Origin of the sequence: Bacillus sp. FSL K6-1006 (genome assembly GCF_038593175.1) — a bacterium.
Classification (GTDB): Bacteria; Bacillota; Bacilli; order Bacillales; family Bacillaceae; genus Bacillus; species Bacillus safensis.
Genome location: NZ_CP151970.1, coordinates 455,753 through 470,901, shown reverse-complemented (window position 1 = coordinate 470,901; position 15,149 = coordinate 455,753). Strand labels below are relative to the sequence as shown.

At 40.8% G+C, this 15,149-nt stretch carries 15 protein-coding genes; 6 read left to right on the top strand and 9 right to left on the bottom strand.

Annotated features, from left to right (window positions below):
• Positions 1–18 precede the first annotated feature (18 nt).
• From NSS65_RS02255 to NSS65_RS02235, 5 genes are all read right to left on the bottom strand, one after another.
• Positions 19–810, bottom strand: coding sequence for a putative hydro-lyase (locus tag NSS65_RS02255; RefSeq protein WP_326134955.1), 792 nt, complete (start codon positions 808–810; stop codon positions 19–21).
• Between the two features lie 5 nt (positions 811–815).
• Entirely contained in the window at positions 816–2,033 is a 1,218-nt protein-coding gene (locus NSS65_RS02250) for an NRAMP family divalent metal transporter (protein ID WP_034283809.1), read from the bottom strand.
• A gap of 26 nt (positions 2,034–2,059) precedes the next feature.
• Entirely contained in the window at positions 2,060–2,818 is a 759-nt protein-coding gene (locus NSS65_RS02245; protein WP_046313918.1) for a 5-oxoprolinase subunit PxpA, read from the bottom strand.
• 183 nt (positions 2,819–3,001) lie between these two features.
• Positions 3,002–3,757: a Cof-type HAD-IIB family hydrolase gene (locus NSS65_RS02240; protein ID WP_024425552.1), complete on the bottom strand. Its 756-nt coding sequence runs from the start codon at positions 3,755–3,757 to the stop codon at positions 3,002–3,004.
• Positions 3,758–3,884: 127 nt separating this feature from the next.
• Positions 3,885–4,151: an excalibur calcium-binding domain-containing protein gene (locus NSS65_RS02235; protein WP_080943500.1), complete on the bottom strand. Its 267-nt coding sequence runs from the start codon at positions 4,149–4,151 to the stop codon at positions 3,885–3,887.
• Between the two features lie 184 nt (positions 4,152–4,335).
• On the opposite strand from NSS65_RS02235, the gene NSS65_RS02230 reads away from it, so the two are divergent.
• From NSS65_RS02230 to NSS65_RS02215, 4 genes are all read left to right on the top strand, one after another.
• Positions 4,336–4,713: a VOC family protein gene (locus NSS65_RS02230; protein WP_342467350.1), complete on the top strand. Its 378-nt coding sequence runs from the start codon at positions 4,336–4,338 to the stop codon at positions 4,711–4,713.
• Between the two features lie 365 nt (positions 4,714–5,078).
• A complete protein-coding gene (locus NSS65_RS02225) occupies positions 5,079–5,870 on the top strand; it encodes a septation ring formation regulator EzrA (RefSeq protein ID WP_034283804.1) in 792 nt (263 codons plus the stop codon).
• A 66-nt stretch (positions 5,871–5,936) separates the two neighbouring features.
• Positions 5,937–7,064, top strand: a complete 1,128-nt coding sequence (locus tag NSS65_RS02220) for a hypothetical protein (protein ID WP_034283802.1) — start codon at positions 5,937–5,939, stop codon at positions 7,062–7,064.
• 16 nt (positions 7,065–7,080) lie between these two features.
• Entirely contained in the window at positions 7,081–7,326 is a 246-nt protein-coding gene (locus NSS65_RS02215) for a DUF2651 family protein (protein ID WP_080701244.1), read from the top strand.
• 35 nt (positions 7,327–7,361) lie between these two features.
• On the opposite strand, the gene NSS65_RS02210 is transcribed toward NSS65_RS02215, so the two are convergent.
• The 4 genes from NSS65_RS02210 to NSS65_RS02195 all read right to left on the bottom strand — a co-directional run bounded on the left by NSS65_RS02210 (position 7,362) and on the right by NSS65_RS02195 (position 12,305).
• Complete coding sequence (locus NSS65_RS02210; RefSeq protein ID WP_264316038.1) at positions 7,362–9,110, bottom strand: methyl-accepting chemotaxis protein; 1,749 nt, start codon at positions 9,108–9,110, stop codon at positions 7,362–7,364.
• A gap of 99 nt (positions 9,111–9,209) precedes the next feature.
• Entirely contained in the window at positions 9,210–10,331 is a 1,122-nt protein-coding gene (locus NSS65_RS02205) for a mannitol-1-phosphate 5-dehydrogenase (protein WP_264316037.1), read from the bottom strand.
• A gap of 1 nt (position 10,332) precedes the next feature.
• Complete coding sequence (locus NSS65_RS02200; RefSeq protein ID WP_012008933.1) at positions 10,333–10,767, bottom strand: PTS sugar transporter subunit IIA; 435 nt, start codon at positions 10,765–10,767, stop codon at positions 10,333–10,335.
• A 95-nt stretch (positions 10,768–10,862) separates the two neighbouring features.
• Positions 10,863–12,305: a PTS mannitol transporter subunit IICB gene (locus NSS65_RS02195; RefSeq protein WP_034283798.1), complete on the bottom strand. Its 1,443-nt coding sequence runs from the start codon at positions 12,303–12,305 to the stop codon at positions 10,863–10,865.
• A gap of 507 nt (positions 12,306–12,812) precedes the next feature.
• Between NSS65_RS02195 and NSS65_RS02190 the strand changes: the two genes are divergently transcribed.
• A complete protein-coding gene (locus NSS65_RS02190; protein WP_342467349.1) occupies positions 12,813–14,447 on the top strand; it encodes a copper resistance CopC/CopD family protein in 1,635 nt (544 codons plus the stop codon).
• Positions 14,448–14,462: 15 nt separating this feature from the next.
• The gene (locus NSS65_RS02185) at positions 14,463–15,077 is read left to right on the top strand and encodes a DUF1775 domain-containing protein (protein WP_041106532.1); all 615 of its coding nucleotides are present in this window, start codon (positions 14,463–14,465) and stop codon (positions 15,075–15,077) included.
• The last annotated feature ends 72 nt before the right edge of the window (positions 15,078–15,149 follow it).

The window sequence follows — 15,149 nt, the reverse complement described above, 5'->3', positions numbered from 1 at the left end:
TTGAGAACACCTCTCTTTCTACAGTACGCCGAGCTTTTGATCTCTTCGATCTGTGATGAACATATGCCCAGGTGCATGAGTAATCGCAATATCGGGTTTTGTATGCATGACAATGGCTTGCGGCGTCACACCACATGCCCAAAACACCGGGACTTCTCCTTCTTTGATCACAGATGGTTCTCCAAAGTCAGGCTGATCTACATCGGAAATGCCAATCATCGCTGGGTCCCCTATATGGATCGGGCCCCCATGCACTGATGGAAATCGAGATGTCACTTGAACACTTCTTGTGACTTGATGCGCCGGAATGGGTCTCATGCTGACCACCATCGGGCCATGAAAGACTCCTGCTTTTTCACAAGCTATATTTGTTTGATACATGGGTACGTTATGACCGTCTTCGATATGGCGGACAGGAATGTCATTTAGCATAAGCGCGTGCTCAAACGTAAAACTGCATCCAATGAGAAAGGCAACCATATCATCCTCCCAATAAGCCGTGATATCTGTCACCTCTTCTTCAAGAATCCCTTTTCGGTAAATACGGTACTTAGGAAAGTCCGAACGAATATCCGCTTGAGGCGCCGACCGTCTTGGCACTGGATCACCTGGGTCCAGTACATCAAGCAAGGGACACGCAGCCGGATTCCGCTGACAAAATAATAGAAAATCAAAGGCAAGTTCCTTTTTGACAATCATTAAATTGGCTTGAGCAAACCCCTCTGCAAAGCCAGCCGTTGGTCCTGTGATCTTTTTTTCGCGAATCAATTCTCTCATCTGTGATGGCTCATATGTTTGATAAGTATTCATCTGAATCAACTCCATAGTTTCGGGATTTCATTAATGATGGTATAGCCGCCCATCATCGCCATAATGACCACAACAAATGCACCAGTCACTGTCAAAAAGAATGGATGCCGATAATCTCCGACAATGTCTTTCTTATACGCCGCAACGAGTAATGTGCCAAGGGCGAGCGGCAAAATCAATGCATTGATCGCTCCAACTAATATCAAGATGTTCACTGGTCTTCCGATCGTAATAAAACAAAGGGTCGAGAGGGCAATAAAGCCAATGATGATACCACGCTGGTTTTGCTCAATTTTTGGTGAGAAGGTTTTGAAGAAAGAAACAGATGTGTATGCTGCTCCAATGACGGATGTAATCGCCGCAGCCCACATAATAATCCCGAACATTTTATATCCGATATTTCCTGAAGCTAATTGAAAAACAGAGGCAGGCGGGTTGGATGGATCTATCTGCAAGCCTTTTGAGACAACTCCTAATGTGGCAAGAAAGAGTGCCACACGCATGACAGATGTAATTAACACACCGAAAATAGAGCTTTTCGTCACTTGCGGCAGTGCTTCCTTCCCCTTAATACCTGCATCCAGCAAGCGATGCCCGCCAGCAAAGACGATATAGCCGCCTACCGTTCCGCCCACAAGTGTCACAATGGATAAAATATCAATCGTCTCTGGGACAAATGTTCTCACGGCTGCTTCTCCAACTGGCGGCGCTGTTGAAATCGCCACGTACAGCATCAGGCCAATCATGACAAAGCCTGCTGCCTGCGTAAAACGGTCCATCGCTTTCCCAGCCTCTTTGATCACAAAGATGAGAATGGCAATCACAGCACTGATCCCTGCGCCGATTCGCGGATCGACACCGAAGATCACCTGAAAACCGAGACCAGCTCCAGCGATATTTCCGATGTTAAAGGCAAGTCCTCCAATGACAATCAAAAAGGCCAGCACATACCCGAGACCCGGGAGCACCATATTCGCTATATCCTGACCTCGTTTTTCTGAAACGGCAATGATGCGCCATACATTTGTTTGTGCAAAAATATCTAATAAAATTGAGATCAAAATGACAAACCCAAAGCTAGCCGCAAGCTGCTGTGTGAAGACGGTTGTTTGTGTTAAAAATCCCGGTCCGATCGCGGACGTCGCCATTAAAAAGGCAGCGCCCATCAGCATAGACCGATTCCCCTTTGGTGCCTTCATTTGTTTGACTTTCTCTGTTTTCATGCTGTTTCCCCCTTTGATGACGATTTTTATTGAAAGGCCTTGAGATGAATCCCGGCTTCTTTTAGCTTCGCTGTAATGGTTTTTGCAAATTGAAGCGCATGGCTGCCGTCTCCGTGAATGCAGACCGTATCTGCTTTGAGCTCGATATCTTCTCCTTGAACTGTACGAACCCTGCTTTCTCGCACCATACGAACAACCTGCTGGACGGCCCGTTCATCCTCTTCAATGAGTGCATGTGGTTCGCGGCGGGATGTCAGCGTCCCATCTGTTTGATACGTCCGATCAGAAAACACTTCATGTGCCACTTGCAGACCTATTCGTTCACCTGCTAACGCAAGTTCACTGCCTGACAGACCAAATAACACAAGGTTTGGATCCACATCATACACAGCCTGCGCAATTGATTCAGATAATTCAGTATTTTCAGCTGCCATGTTGTAGAGGGCGCCGTGTGGTTTGACATGCTGCATCGTGCCGCCCTCGGCCTTGAGAAAGGCTGATAGAGCGCCAATTTGATAGATGACAAGATCATAGGCTTCCTCTGCGGAGATAGCCATTGGACGTCTGCCAAAGCCGGCCAAATCTTGCAAACCCGGATGCGCACCAATTTTAACCCCTTTATCCAGTGCCATTCTAACTGTCTTTCTCATGACCGTTGGATCTCCTGCATGAAAACCGCAAGCAATGTTGGCTGAGGTGACATATTCTAAGATTTGTTCGTCTGCACCGATTGTGTATTGACCAAAGCTTTCTCCCAAATCACAGTTGATATCCACTTGATACATAGAATCCCTCCTTGTTGTTCCGAAATACGGAATATAAAGTCCGAATATTCGAATTTATATTGATTATACCAACTTTGGATAGACTGCACATGAAATTGGCAGAAAACATAACATTCGAACTAGGAGAAAACAAAAAAAGCGAGAGGCAAAGTCCTCTCACTTTTTCTTGTAATGAAGTGCACCTTATTTAGACAGCACCCAATGTTGGATGGCTTTTGCAACACCGTGTTCTGTGTTAGGAGCCGTAATCCAATCAGCCGCCTCTTTCACCACTTCCTGGGCATTTCCCATCGCAATGCCTAATCCGGCTTCTTGAATCATGGCCATATCATTGAGGCTGTCGCCAAGTGACATGACGTTGTCCATCGTACAGCCAATGCGTTCTGCTACTTTTGCAAGAGCTGCCGCTTTGTTAATGCCGGCTGCATTCACTTCGATATTCGTTGGACTTGAGTTTGTGATCTCTAGGTGCTTATTTGTTTTCAATGTATTGAGTACTTCCTCACGAACGTCATCATCATGAATATCAAAGCCAAATTTCAGCCATTCATGGTCATGAATCCGTTCAGGGAATTCACCTCTCCACACCTTATCCACAGTCGAAGCCCAGTAATCGGTTTCGTACCTATTTTTTAAATCCCACATCATTTGGACGTGATCAGGATGCAGCAGATCTCGTTCGATCAGCTGAAAATTTGAATCCCAGATTTCACTTCCGTTTGCTGTCACGAGGTAAGACGATAACTTGAGCGGCTCAACCAGCTCTCGGCATGTCATCAGTGTCCGCCCTGTGCTAATGACCACATGGACCCCTTTTGCTTCAGCTTCTTTAATGGCTTGTTTATTTTCCTCTGGAATGATGTGCTCACTGTTTAACAGCGTGCCATCCATATCAATGGCAATCAATCGGATGTCTTTCTTATGAGCTTGTGTTGACAAATTGAGTACCTCACTTTGTATCGATTTTTGAAACTATCTTTATTTTAATATAAAGAGGAAGCTGGCACAAAGGGACGAGTTTGATCCCATAGAAAAAAGACCTTATTACAGGTCTTTTCACATGTGCTTAGCGTTCACACGCAATGCCGTCTTTGTCGCGGTCAAGCTTCATGTTTTTTTGATAAAGTGCTTTTGATACATATGGCTTGTACTTTGTTTTTCCGCCTTTGTTTTTCGTGTTTTTGCTTTTTGCTACGCCGCCTTTATATACCTTGTTCAGCGCTTTACAGTTTTTGTACTTCACTGTCTTTGCATCTGCTGTGTGGGTGTCGACTTGTGTAAAGCTTAGTAAAAGACCTAAAGACAAGACAGCCACCATGATTTTTTTCAACATGTAAGATCCCCCTATTTTTTCTAATTTTACAATTTTATCATATGTCACCACTTTTTGTTTTTCAAGACTATCGAGCTAAATATTTTGATTTTTTTGGCACGAAATACACCTTATATCCTATATGGTACAATGAGTGGGAAACCTTTCCGTTTTTGACACGTATATGAAGAGAGGAGTTTTTCACATGAAAATGAAATATACCATTTTATATGTAAACGATGTGGAGTCGAGTATTCATTTCTATCAGCAAGTACTTGGTTTCCCAATAAAATTGAGGGTTGAATCCTATGTTGAGTTTGACACTGGAGACGTGACGTTATCGATTAATTCACGCCAAGATGTCAAAGAAGCACTCGGATTGCCTGTCCCTGAAGCAAATCAAGCGTCTCACACGTTTGAAATTGGCTTTGTTGTGGATGATGTGGAGCAAACGATTGCATCAATGAAGGAAAAAGGGATTTCGATCATCAAAGAACCTGCAAAAAAACCATGGGGTCAAACGGTCGCTTATGTGTCTGATCCTGATGGTCATTTCATTGAAATATGTGATGCGGTCTCCTAATGGTTTTGAAGGGAGTGAACCAGAATGAGAAAAAAACATGCTTTTTTCGCCGGTGTTTGCTCAATGATTGTGATTTGCAGTGCTTTTCATAGTAACAATAAGTGATGTATTCAAGAGTAACGATAGATACCTTCCTAAATGAGACTAGCACTAACTACCAATGTGGAATGAAAAGAAATTTTGTTATTGTCTAAGCTTCTCACTTTCTTTGCACTCTACACAAATATGTGTAAATCATACTTAAAGTCTTTCAAAATATATAAGTAAAAATAAACCTTAAAATAACCTTAAAATTGAAAATATGGGTTTAAAGGGCAGTTTTTTTATTGTATATTTTACTTATAAATTTGAAGGGAGATTTTAGTATGATAAATAAACAAACGTTTAAAACTGTTTTATGTTCTACACTTTTAATTACTGGTATTGGGTTTTCTCAGCAATCTTTTGCTGCAGAATCAAATTCTTTAGAAAAAGAGGCAATAAAACAACACAAAATATCAGGAATGAGCGATAAAGAAATTACTGAATTAATTAAGACCGCTAAAGATGATCGAAAATTCGCTGAAACTAAAGGGGACGAATTATACAAAAAAGATCAAAAAGAGTTCAAACAGCTTGAAACTTCAGGACAAATTGACAAACTTTATCCTAAATATAAAGTAGAGAAAAATAAAATATCTGCTTTGTCTACTAAAAAATCTATGGGCACAAAGGGAGATGTATTAGTTAGTTATGAAATTAACTCTGGAAGCGCCTCAATAGGAGTTGGACATGCAGCAATTGTAGCCCAAAACAGCTCAAATACTGTAGAATCTTGGGCTAAAAGTTATAGCCCAAAGAAGCAAGATGGTGTGAGAAAATACCCGAATACATGGAATACGAAGAAAAAAGTTTATGGTTTATGGGTTAAAGGTTCTTCTAACGCTAAATATATTGGAGCAGCTAAATATGCAGAAAAACAAGCATCAAATAAAAAACCTTATAACTGGAATTTTTTAAACAAAAACACTACTAAAAGTTTCTATTGTTCACAGCTTGCATGGAGAGCATGGAAGAATCAAGGCATAGATATTGATAATATCAAATGGGATACTATTGTCACTCCAATGGAACTTGTAAAGTCAAATAATACTAAGATTTTTAAACATAACAAATAAAATAATTAACTCAAAACAATCGTATTTCTTATACGGTTGTTTTAGTCTTTAAGGAGATGTCTATAAATGTTTAGTAAACGTATCTTTTTAAGTATATTTGTTATTTTAATTTTATCAGCTTGTACAGCCAATAATTCAGAAAATAACCCAAAAGAGAAAAAATTCACCAAAATGAAGGATACATCATTTATTATTTCTCTGTCCAATACATTAAAATCCGGTACTGAAATAATTTACTTTGATAGTAAAGGAAATAGTATAAAAGATAGTTTATTGAATTCTGGTTATAGTATTATATCCAGCACACAAAGCAAGGATAATATTTATTTTAATAGCAGTCGAAGTAATGATTATTTTACCATAAACAAAAAATCAGGTTCACTAAAAGAAGGTAATTTAAAAAGTATGTCAAAAACAACAGAAGATGAAGGATCTTTCTTTATTAATGCTAGCAACTCATACGTTTTTAAAGATATAAATATCGGTTATACAGATAAAGGGTATGAGAGCGAATTTATTTATTGGACAGACAACAACGATGATAAAAAACAACATATAAAGTTAAAGGGGATGCTCAACTCTGCAAGGTTAATAGATGGGAAATTTTATATACTTTCCAACTATGACGATGAATACTTATCCATAAAAGTTCTTGATCCAAATAACAATAAAATTATTTCGGATAAACGTATTCCAAATAAACAGATTTATTTTATTGAAGGTAACGAAAAAGATGCATTTAAAGAGTTAGACTCTGATACAATAGCTTTAGCCCTAACCGATACGGTTAACCAAAATGAAGAATCTAAAATTTTATTAATTAATAAGTCTAATTTAAAAATAAAAAAAGAAATTACAATTAATCAAAAATCTTTTTCTCCAACACAAATTGAATTACTCCATGATGGTAATATTGCTATCCCATCCTCTGAGGGCAAAGTATTAATCTATGATAAAAATTTTAAGTTAATAAAATCTTTTGTTATGAAAGATACAAAAGAAGAACAATATCTCCAAAACATTCAATACTCTAAAGATAATATGTATGCGTTTTTCAAGTATCCTACTCAAAAAAAACAAAATGTGATAGGACATGTAGATATATATAATTTAAAGAAGGGAACATTAACTAATTCCATCGATATTCACTCAAAAAAAGATTGGGAAACGGGACGACTTGAATTAATTCAGTAATAAGGGGGATAACCTAGTGGGATCTATTGTTTTATTAATTATTTTCGTCTTGCCAATATTGTCGATTCTAATTGGAATATTAGGTACACGTATCTTTAGAAACATATGGATTTCTCCTCTTGTTTCTCTTGTCTTAAGTTTGGTGTTTTGGTTTACTTTAGCAGAAGGAAACTTCTCTTTTTTATTTTGGGTAGTTTGTTACACTGTTATTTCCATAATCTCTTCTGTTATAACATTTATCATTATTAAAAAATCTTCTTAATCAACAGGACCGGAAATCATCCGGTCCTCTTTGATTTACAGACGATAACGCGCAATGTCCTGATTCAATCGCATGCTAAGCTCATTAAGTCTTTCTGCTGCTTTTGCCACATTAGAGATGGCTGTCACTTGTTCGTCTGTGGATGCAGTGATTTCTTCGATCGCCGCAGCATTTTCTTGAGAAACATGTGCTGCGCCGTGCATGGCTTTAGTGATGAGGTCGTTTTGCTCCAGCAGTGTATTCAGCTCTTTTGCCATCGCGTTTGTTTCAACGATGGTTTGTGAAATCAATGTAGAGATGGCATTGAATTCATGTTCTGTTGCATGCACCGCTTCATCCAGCTCGGCAAAACGATCCATTGTGCTCGACATGATGCCGGCTGTTGCCGTCGTTTCTTCTTTAATGCCTTGAATCATTTGCTGAATTTGAACGGCTGATTGTTTTGTCTGTTCAGCTAAATTCCGCACTTCACTCGCCACAACTGAGAAGCCTTTGCCATGCTCTCCCGCCCGTGCTGCCTCAATACTTGCATTCAGCGCCAGTAAATTCGTCTCATTTGAAATGCTTTCAATCGTATCTGTGATTTGAGAAATATCCTGTACTTTTGTAGTTAAGTGCTCGATTCCTGCTCTAATGCCTTGAGATGCCTGAATCGATTGTTCATTCGATTGTTTTAATTGCTGTACGATTTGCTGACCCTGCTGTGATGATTGACTTGATTGGTCGGAAATCCGTTTAATTTGATCACTCTGTTCTTTGACATTCTCAATAGATTGATTAAACTGGGTCATTTGTTGATTGGCTACTTCAAGATCGGATGCTTGGTGAAGTGTTCCAGTCGAAATGTCTCCGATGGCTCGTCCAATTTCTTCACTGCTGGCTGAGGTTTCTTCAGATATCGCCGATAAATCTGTCGCTGATTCAACAAGCTGACTGCTCGTTTCCTGTAAACCGCTCACCAGTGTTCTGAGCTCTCCTGACATATGGTTAAAGCCTTTTGCCAGCTGGCCGATTTCATCCGTTGTTTCCTTTAAGTTCGTGCGTTCAATATTCCCCGCCGCAATTTCCTTTGAAGCAGCAGTGACTTGCTTCAGCAGTCTGACTTTTCCTCGAGCAGCTAAATAAAAGACGCCTAGACTCAGAAGGGCGACACCTGCCGTAATGAGAATAATATAGAGCTTCATCTGCTCTAATTCTTTATAAAATTCGTCCTGGAAGACAGCGATACCTACATTCCAATTCCACGGCGTAAACTGGCTCATATAGGCGAGCTTTTCTTTTTCTTCGCCGGTTGCATCGTCCTTATCCATATAGGTCACATAGTGTGCATCCTCACCTTTTGCATTAGCGCCAGCGACCATTTTTTGACGATTGGTCGTGTTATCTGGAATGACGCCGATGTCGTTGACCGGATGAACCTGGGTAGAATAGTCAGAGCCATATGCGATCAGATAGCCTTTATTTTTATAGATAAAATCTGATTTTTGAGATTGGTATCCCTTCCCGTTGTCATTTTTGGGCCCGCTCAAGTAAAGCCGGGCTTGTTCTTGCGCCTGCTCAAGCGTCAGTTCTTTTTTCTCCACACGGTCATTCAACTGTTCAAGTGTGGCCATCGCTCCGCTGACGATGTGCTTTAAATCTGCTTTCCCTGCATCAATTAAGACATGTTTCGCTAACAAATAACCCGTTGTTCCAACTAGTCCACCTGTTAAAATCGTGATCACGATAATGGCAGACATTAATTGAAAAAAGACACTTCTTGACGCAAACGCTTTCTTTTTCATGTACAAATTCCCCCTTACTTTATATATCGTCATGCAGGGAAAAGTATTAAAAAAGTCATAGAAAAAATCCCTTTCTCACAATGGAAAGGGATTTTCTGATTAATGAGCTGCTTCTTTAAGAATGGCTTGATAAAGATCGTCTGCTGGCGAGAGTCCACATACCTCTTCCAGCACACCTTCAATGCCTTTTTCTTTTCTTAATGCCTGCAGACGAACAGCTTCTTCGTCTTCAGTAAAGTCGTAAGCCAAAGCTGCCACAATGCCTTTAATTAAATACTGTGGCTGTCTGATTTTTTTCGCTGGACCGATTAAACGGTCATTTGCTCCAAGCTTTCTAAGCGGAGAACGTGCGACGCGCGTGACTTCATCAGAGATAAAGGCATTTTCAAATCGTTTGATGATTTTTTGAATATACGCATCATGTTCTTCTTTTTGAAAGCCATAGGTGTCGATTAAATAACTGCCCGTTTCGTGTAGTGCACCTTCGACCACTTGACGAATCTCTGGTGTATCGACAGCTTCTTTAATCGTTTGAACGCCTTTCTCGTACCCTACATAAGCAGCTAGTGCATGTCCTGTGTTGACAGTAAAGAGCTTACGCTCAATATAAGGCGTTAAATCTTGTACAAAGGTCGCTCCATCGATCTGAGGAACGTCTCCAATAAAGCCTGTCTCATCAATGACCCACTCGAAAAATGGCTCGACTGATACTTTCAAAATGTCCTCATGGTGCTGAATGGGGACAATGCGGTCAACCGCAGCGTTTGGAAAACCAACTGTGTGTGACAGCGCTTCTTGTTCATCAGCTGTTAGATGAGAGAAAACAGCTTCCTTTAAATGAGAGCTGCCGCCAATCATATTTTCACACGCCACAATGTTGATGATATGATCAGGCTTTTTCTGTTTTAAACCTTCAGCAATCGATGAAGCAATGATGTTCAAAACAGCTGGTCCAACAGCTGTTGTAATGAGGTCAGCTGTTGCAACTGCCTCAGTTAATGCAGCTGGATCTTTTGCGGAATTGATGGCGGACACAGGACCGACTACTTCTTGCTGCTGCCCTGGAGCTGCGAGTTCCACTGTGTATTCTCTTTTTTCATTCAGCTCGTTGATCACCGCTTCATTTACATCGGTAAAAACGAGCTCAAAGCCTGATGCTTTTAACAAAGATCCGATAAATCCTCTGCCAATATTGCCTGCTCCAAAATGAAGTGCCTTCATGTTAGTTCACCTCGTTAAAGATGGCGATCAGTTCATCCTGATCCTTTGCATGAATGATACGCTCTACGTTTTCTTCCTCTGAACAGACAATCGCAATTTGAGAAAGAATATCGAGATGCTCATTATTTTTACCAGCGATACCAAATACAACTTTGGCAATATTCCCCTCGCCATATTCAACGCCATCTGGAATTTGGATAATGGAAATTCCTGAATGAAGGACAGCCGCTTTCGCATCCTCTGTTCCATGAGGAATGGCAATTCCGTTGCCCATAAATGTAGAAGAAATATTTTCTCTTTCAAACATTTTGTCCACATAATCACTTGTGACATAACCGTTTGCCACTAAGACTTCGCCTGCTTTTTTAATGGCTTCTTCTTTAGAGCCCGCTTGTTCGTTTAGAAAAATATTGTCTTTTGAAAGTACTTGTTTCATGAAAGATCACACACCTTTTTTAGAATGGAAAATCAGAAAACAACCAAAACGGGGAGTTCAATTAGGAAAAATTGGACTCAACCCGTTTCGTCATGTTATTTTTTCAATTTCTCAATCAGCTCATCGTATTTCGGGCTGTTTAAGAAATTATCAACTGAGATATGGACAGCTCCTGGCAGTTTTGCCTTGGCTCTATCTGTTAAATCTTTATGAGTAAAGACCACATCGGCATCATCTGGGATGTTGCTGATGGATGTATTTGTTACATCAATATCTAGCTCTGCCTTTTTGACTTTATTCTTTAAAACGGACGCACCCATCGCACTTGAGCCCATTCCTGCATCACAGGCAAAGATGATTTTGTTCACGTTATCTGGATTGATTTCATCTGGAGATGCTGCTTGCTCGCTTGCTTCAGCACCTTCTTTTTGTGCTGTAAGAGCAGCTGCTGCTGCACTTTTCTTGCCTTTCATGTCTTGCATTTTTTCAGTTGCTGCTGTTAAGTCTTCGTCCACTGCTTTAGACGCTTTCAAAATGACAGAAGCGACAAGGAACGATACAACAGCTGCCACGACAACACCTGCTAGAACAGCAAGGTGGCCGCCTTTTGGTGACATGAGCATAAGAGCGATAATACTTCCTGGTGACGGCACAGCCTTTAAGCCTGCATTTAACAGTGTAAAGGTCAGAACGCCGCTTGCTCCCCCAGCAATAACCGCCAAAATGAGCTTTGGCTTCATTAAGATGTATGGGAAGTAAATCTCATGGATTCCCCCTAAAAATTGAATGACAATCGCACCCGGTGCAGACTGCTTTGCAGTCCCTCTCCCAAAGAACATGTAGGCTAGAAGAACACCTAGACCTGGTCCTGGGTTTGTTTCAAGCAAGAACAGAACGGACTGGCCTGTCTTCGCCGCTTGCTCCACCCCTAATGGACCTAAAATTCCTTGGTTAATTGCATTGTTTAAGAACAATACTTTCGCTGGTTCAATGAAGATACTTGCCAGCGGAAGTAAATGTGCATTGACAATGATATCTACACCTGCCGCAAGGGCTTTATTCAGGCCTAATACCACTGGACCGATGGCGTAGAAAGCAATGGCGACTAAAATGGCACCTAGAATACCTGCACTAAAGTTATTAATCAGCATTTCAAAACCTGATTTGATTCGGTCTTTAAACAGCTGGTCGATTTTCTTAATGAGATAACCGCCAAGCGGTCCCATGATCATTGCGCCTAAAAACATTGGGATGTCCGAACCGACAATAACCCCAATCGTAGCGGTTGCACCGAGTACCCCGCCTCGATGGTCATATACGAGCTTCCCGCCTGTGTAACCGATTAAGAGCGGCAGCAAGTAGTTGATCATTGGACCAACAAGTGTATTTAATTGTTCATTTGGAAAATAACCACTTGGAATGAATAATGCGGTGATGAGTCCCCAAGCGATAAACGCTCCAATATTCGGCATGATCATACCGCTTAAATAGCTTCCAAAGCGCTGTACTTTTACTCGAAATCCGCTTTTTTCCTGCATCTATGAAAACTCCTTTCTTCTCTCCCTTTATTTAGGGCTTTATAGGTCAAAAGATATAAGAACAAGATTCAGTGAAGCCCTTATGCCTATCGTAAAACGCTTTCACTTTCTCTTCAATTGAAACTAAATGTCACTTTGTCACATAGTGTGTGACAAAATTGAAAAATGATGTGAAAATACCTTCAGATCCCAATACAAAAGAGGTGAAAAGGTTGATCTGCCGTTGTTTTGAAACAAAATTCATGGGAATTTCACAACTTTCAAATGGTCTCTTCTTGTTTCCTCTTCTTAAATCGAATAGGCTTATAATTGATCAAACCTATTCAATTAAGAAATGTCTGCGCAGACATGACACAGAAAAAGTGAACCATCTTGCTGTTTGTTTCGTTTACCTTTTAAAGAGGGCGGTACAATAGGAAGAGCGGTTTTTTCTGTGACTCACAGTTTACTGCCGCTTTCTTTCTGATACATGAGACATTTTCATAGGTAGAAAGGCGGTTATTCACCTTGTTTAAAAATAGTAAGTGGCTTCTGCTTCTTATGGTCATGTTCGCTTTTTTCATTCCAAAGGAAGCATTCGCTCACGCATACGTCGTGAGCTCGAACCCAGCAGCAAATGAAGAGCTGGATCAGCAGCCTCCTTCAGTCTCGATCACATTTAGTGAAGGAATTGAAAGCGGCTTTCATGCCATTAAGGTGTTAAATGCAAAAGGTGATCGTGTGGATAAAGGAGATACGGTCATTAAAGATCAAAAGATCATGGAAGCAGCTTTAAAAAAGAATTTACCAAAAGGGATTTACACCATTCAGTGGAATGCGGTATCAGCGGACGGACACTCTGTCTCTGGCATGATTCCGTTTAGTATTGGAAAAGCGGATGGCGGTTTTGACCAATTAGAGCAAGGCCAAACAGATGAATCCATAGATATGGCTTCAACTATTGATAAAGCCTTTCTTTATACGTCATTCAGCTTATTCCTTGGGACCATTTTGTTTGGACTGCTTTGGTTTAAGAATACGATTTCACCTGTATTGGAGAAACGAATGAAGCGGCTTTTGACCGTGTCATTGATCATGATGGGCGGAGCACTTGTGTTCCAGCTGCCGATTCAGACAAAATCAGCGGCAGACGTGTCCTTTTGGGGGGCATTTCAGCCTTCGCTTTTACAAGAAACGATTGCGTCCACTTCTGGCGGTAGTCTTTGGATGATGCTTATGGCGTCATTTGTTCTTCTCACCATCTGGACGATTGTGGCGGTGAGAAAAGGGGATTTCTCTTCTTTTCGAGTTTGGCTGTTTCCACTGCTTCTCTTCATAGTGCTTCTTTGGCTGAAGGCACAAATCGGACATCCAGCCGCAACAGACAATAAAATACTCACAACATCACTTGATTTCATCCATCTCGTCTCTGCTTCGATTTGGGTCGGTGGTTTAACAGCCATTGTCCTTCTATTAATGAGGAAACTGCCAAATGAAGATGAGCCGCTCATACGGAGTACGCTAGCAGCATTTCATCCTTGGGCACTGCTCTCCGTTGGACTCATTGTGTTTTCAGGATTTGTGAATGCGATCTTTATTTTGCAATCGTTTGACGCTCTTTTCCAATCAGCATACGGACGCACCTTTTTAATCAAGCTTGGTTTATTTATCATCATGGGCCTTCTTGGGCTTATGCATTACTTGATGCTGAGATGGGAAAAGAAGCAGAAACGCAGCATTTCCTTACGAGCTGAATGGATGATCGGGATCGCCATTTTGTTATTAACGGCTGTCTTTACCAATATTCCGAGCCCTCCTCCGCCTGCACCAGAGCCCTTCTTTGGCGCAAATCAGGTTGAGCATCGTGATATTGTGTCCTTGAGCATTACTCCGAATGCCCCGGGGAAAAACTCATTCGAAGTGGCATTTACAAAGAAGAATGGCGAAACGATCACTGATATTCAATCTGTAACAGCCAAGATCCATAAGGTGGCTTTATTCGGTGACGAGACACCGAGTGAATTTCAGCTGAAACGATTAAAAAATGGTCATTTCTCTGCTGAAAATCTCTTATTAAATGAAAAAGGCACATGGAAAATTGAAATCCATGCGTTAACTGGTTCTTTTAAGAATATCGATACCACATTTATTAGAAGAAACTAAAAGGAGTTATCACATATGAAAAAATACGTTAAAGCTTTATTACCAATGCTTCTCGCTTCATTTTTATTGGCGATTCCTGTGAGTGCGCACGTAACAGTCAAGCCTGATACATCTGCGACAAATGCTTGGGAGACCTATACATTAAAGGTTCCTTCTGAGAGTGACAGCCCGACGACTAAGGTTGTCGTGACAATTCCTAAAGGCGTAGAATTCCAGCAATATGAGCCAGTACCTGGCTGGAAAACATCAACTGAAGAGAAAGATGGCAAGGTAACAAGAGTGACTTGGGAAGCAACAGGTAAAGGTGTGCTTGCTGGACAATTCCAGCAATTCGTTTTTGTAGCGAAAAACCCTGAAAAAGCAGGTGAAGCTGCTTGGGATGCGTATCAATATTATAAGGATGGAACAGTCGTTGAATGGACTGGCGATAAAGATGCTGATAAACCTCATTCCATCACAAACATTGTGGCATCTAATACTGTAACGGATTCACATGGCCAGGAAAAACCAAAAGAAGAAAAGGCCTCTGAAACAGCCACTGCTTCTTCCTCACCACTTGTCCTTGGTCTGTCCATTGCTGCTCTAGTCGTGGCACTGATTGCACTTGGACTTGCTTTTAGAAAGAAATAAAAGTGTATGAGCGATCGTTTTCTTAGAAACGATCGCTTTTTCTTCCTTTACACATGTACAAATCGCACTGTT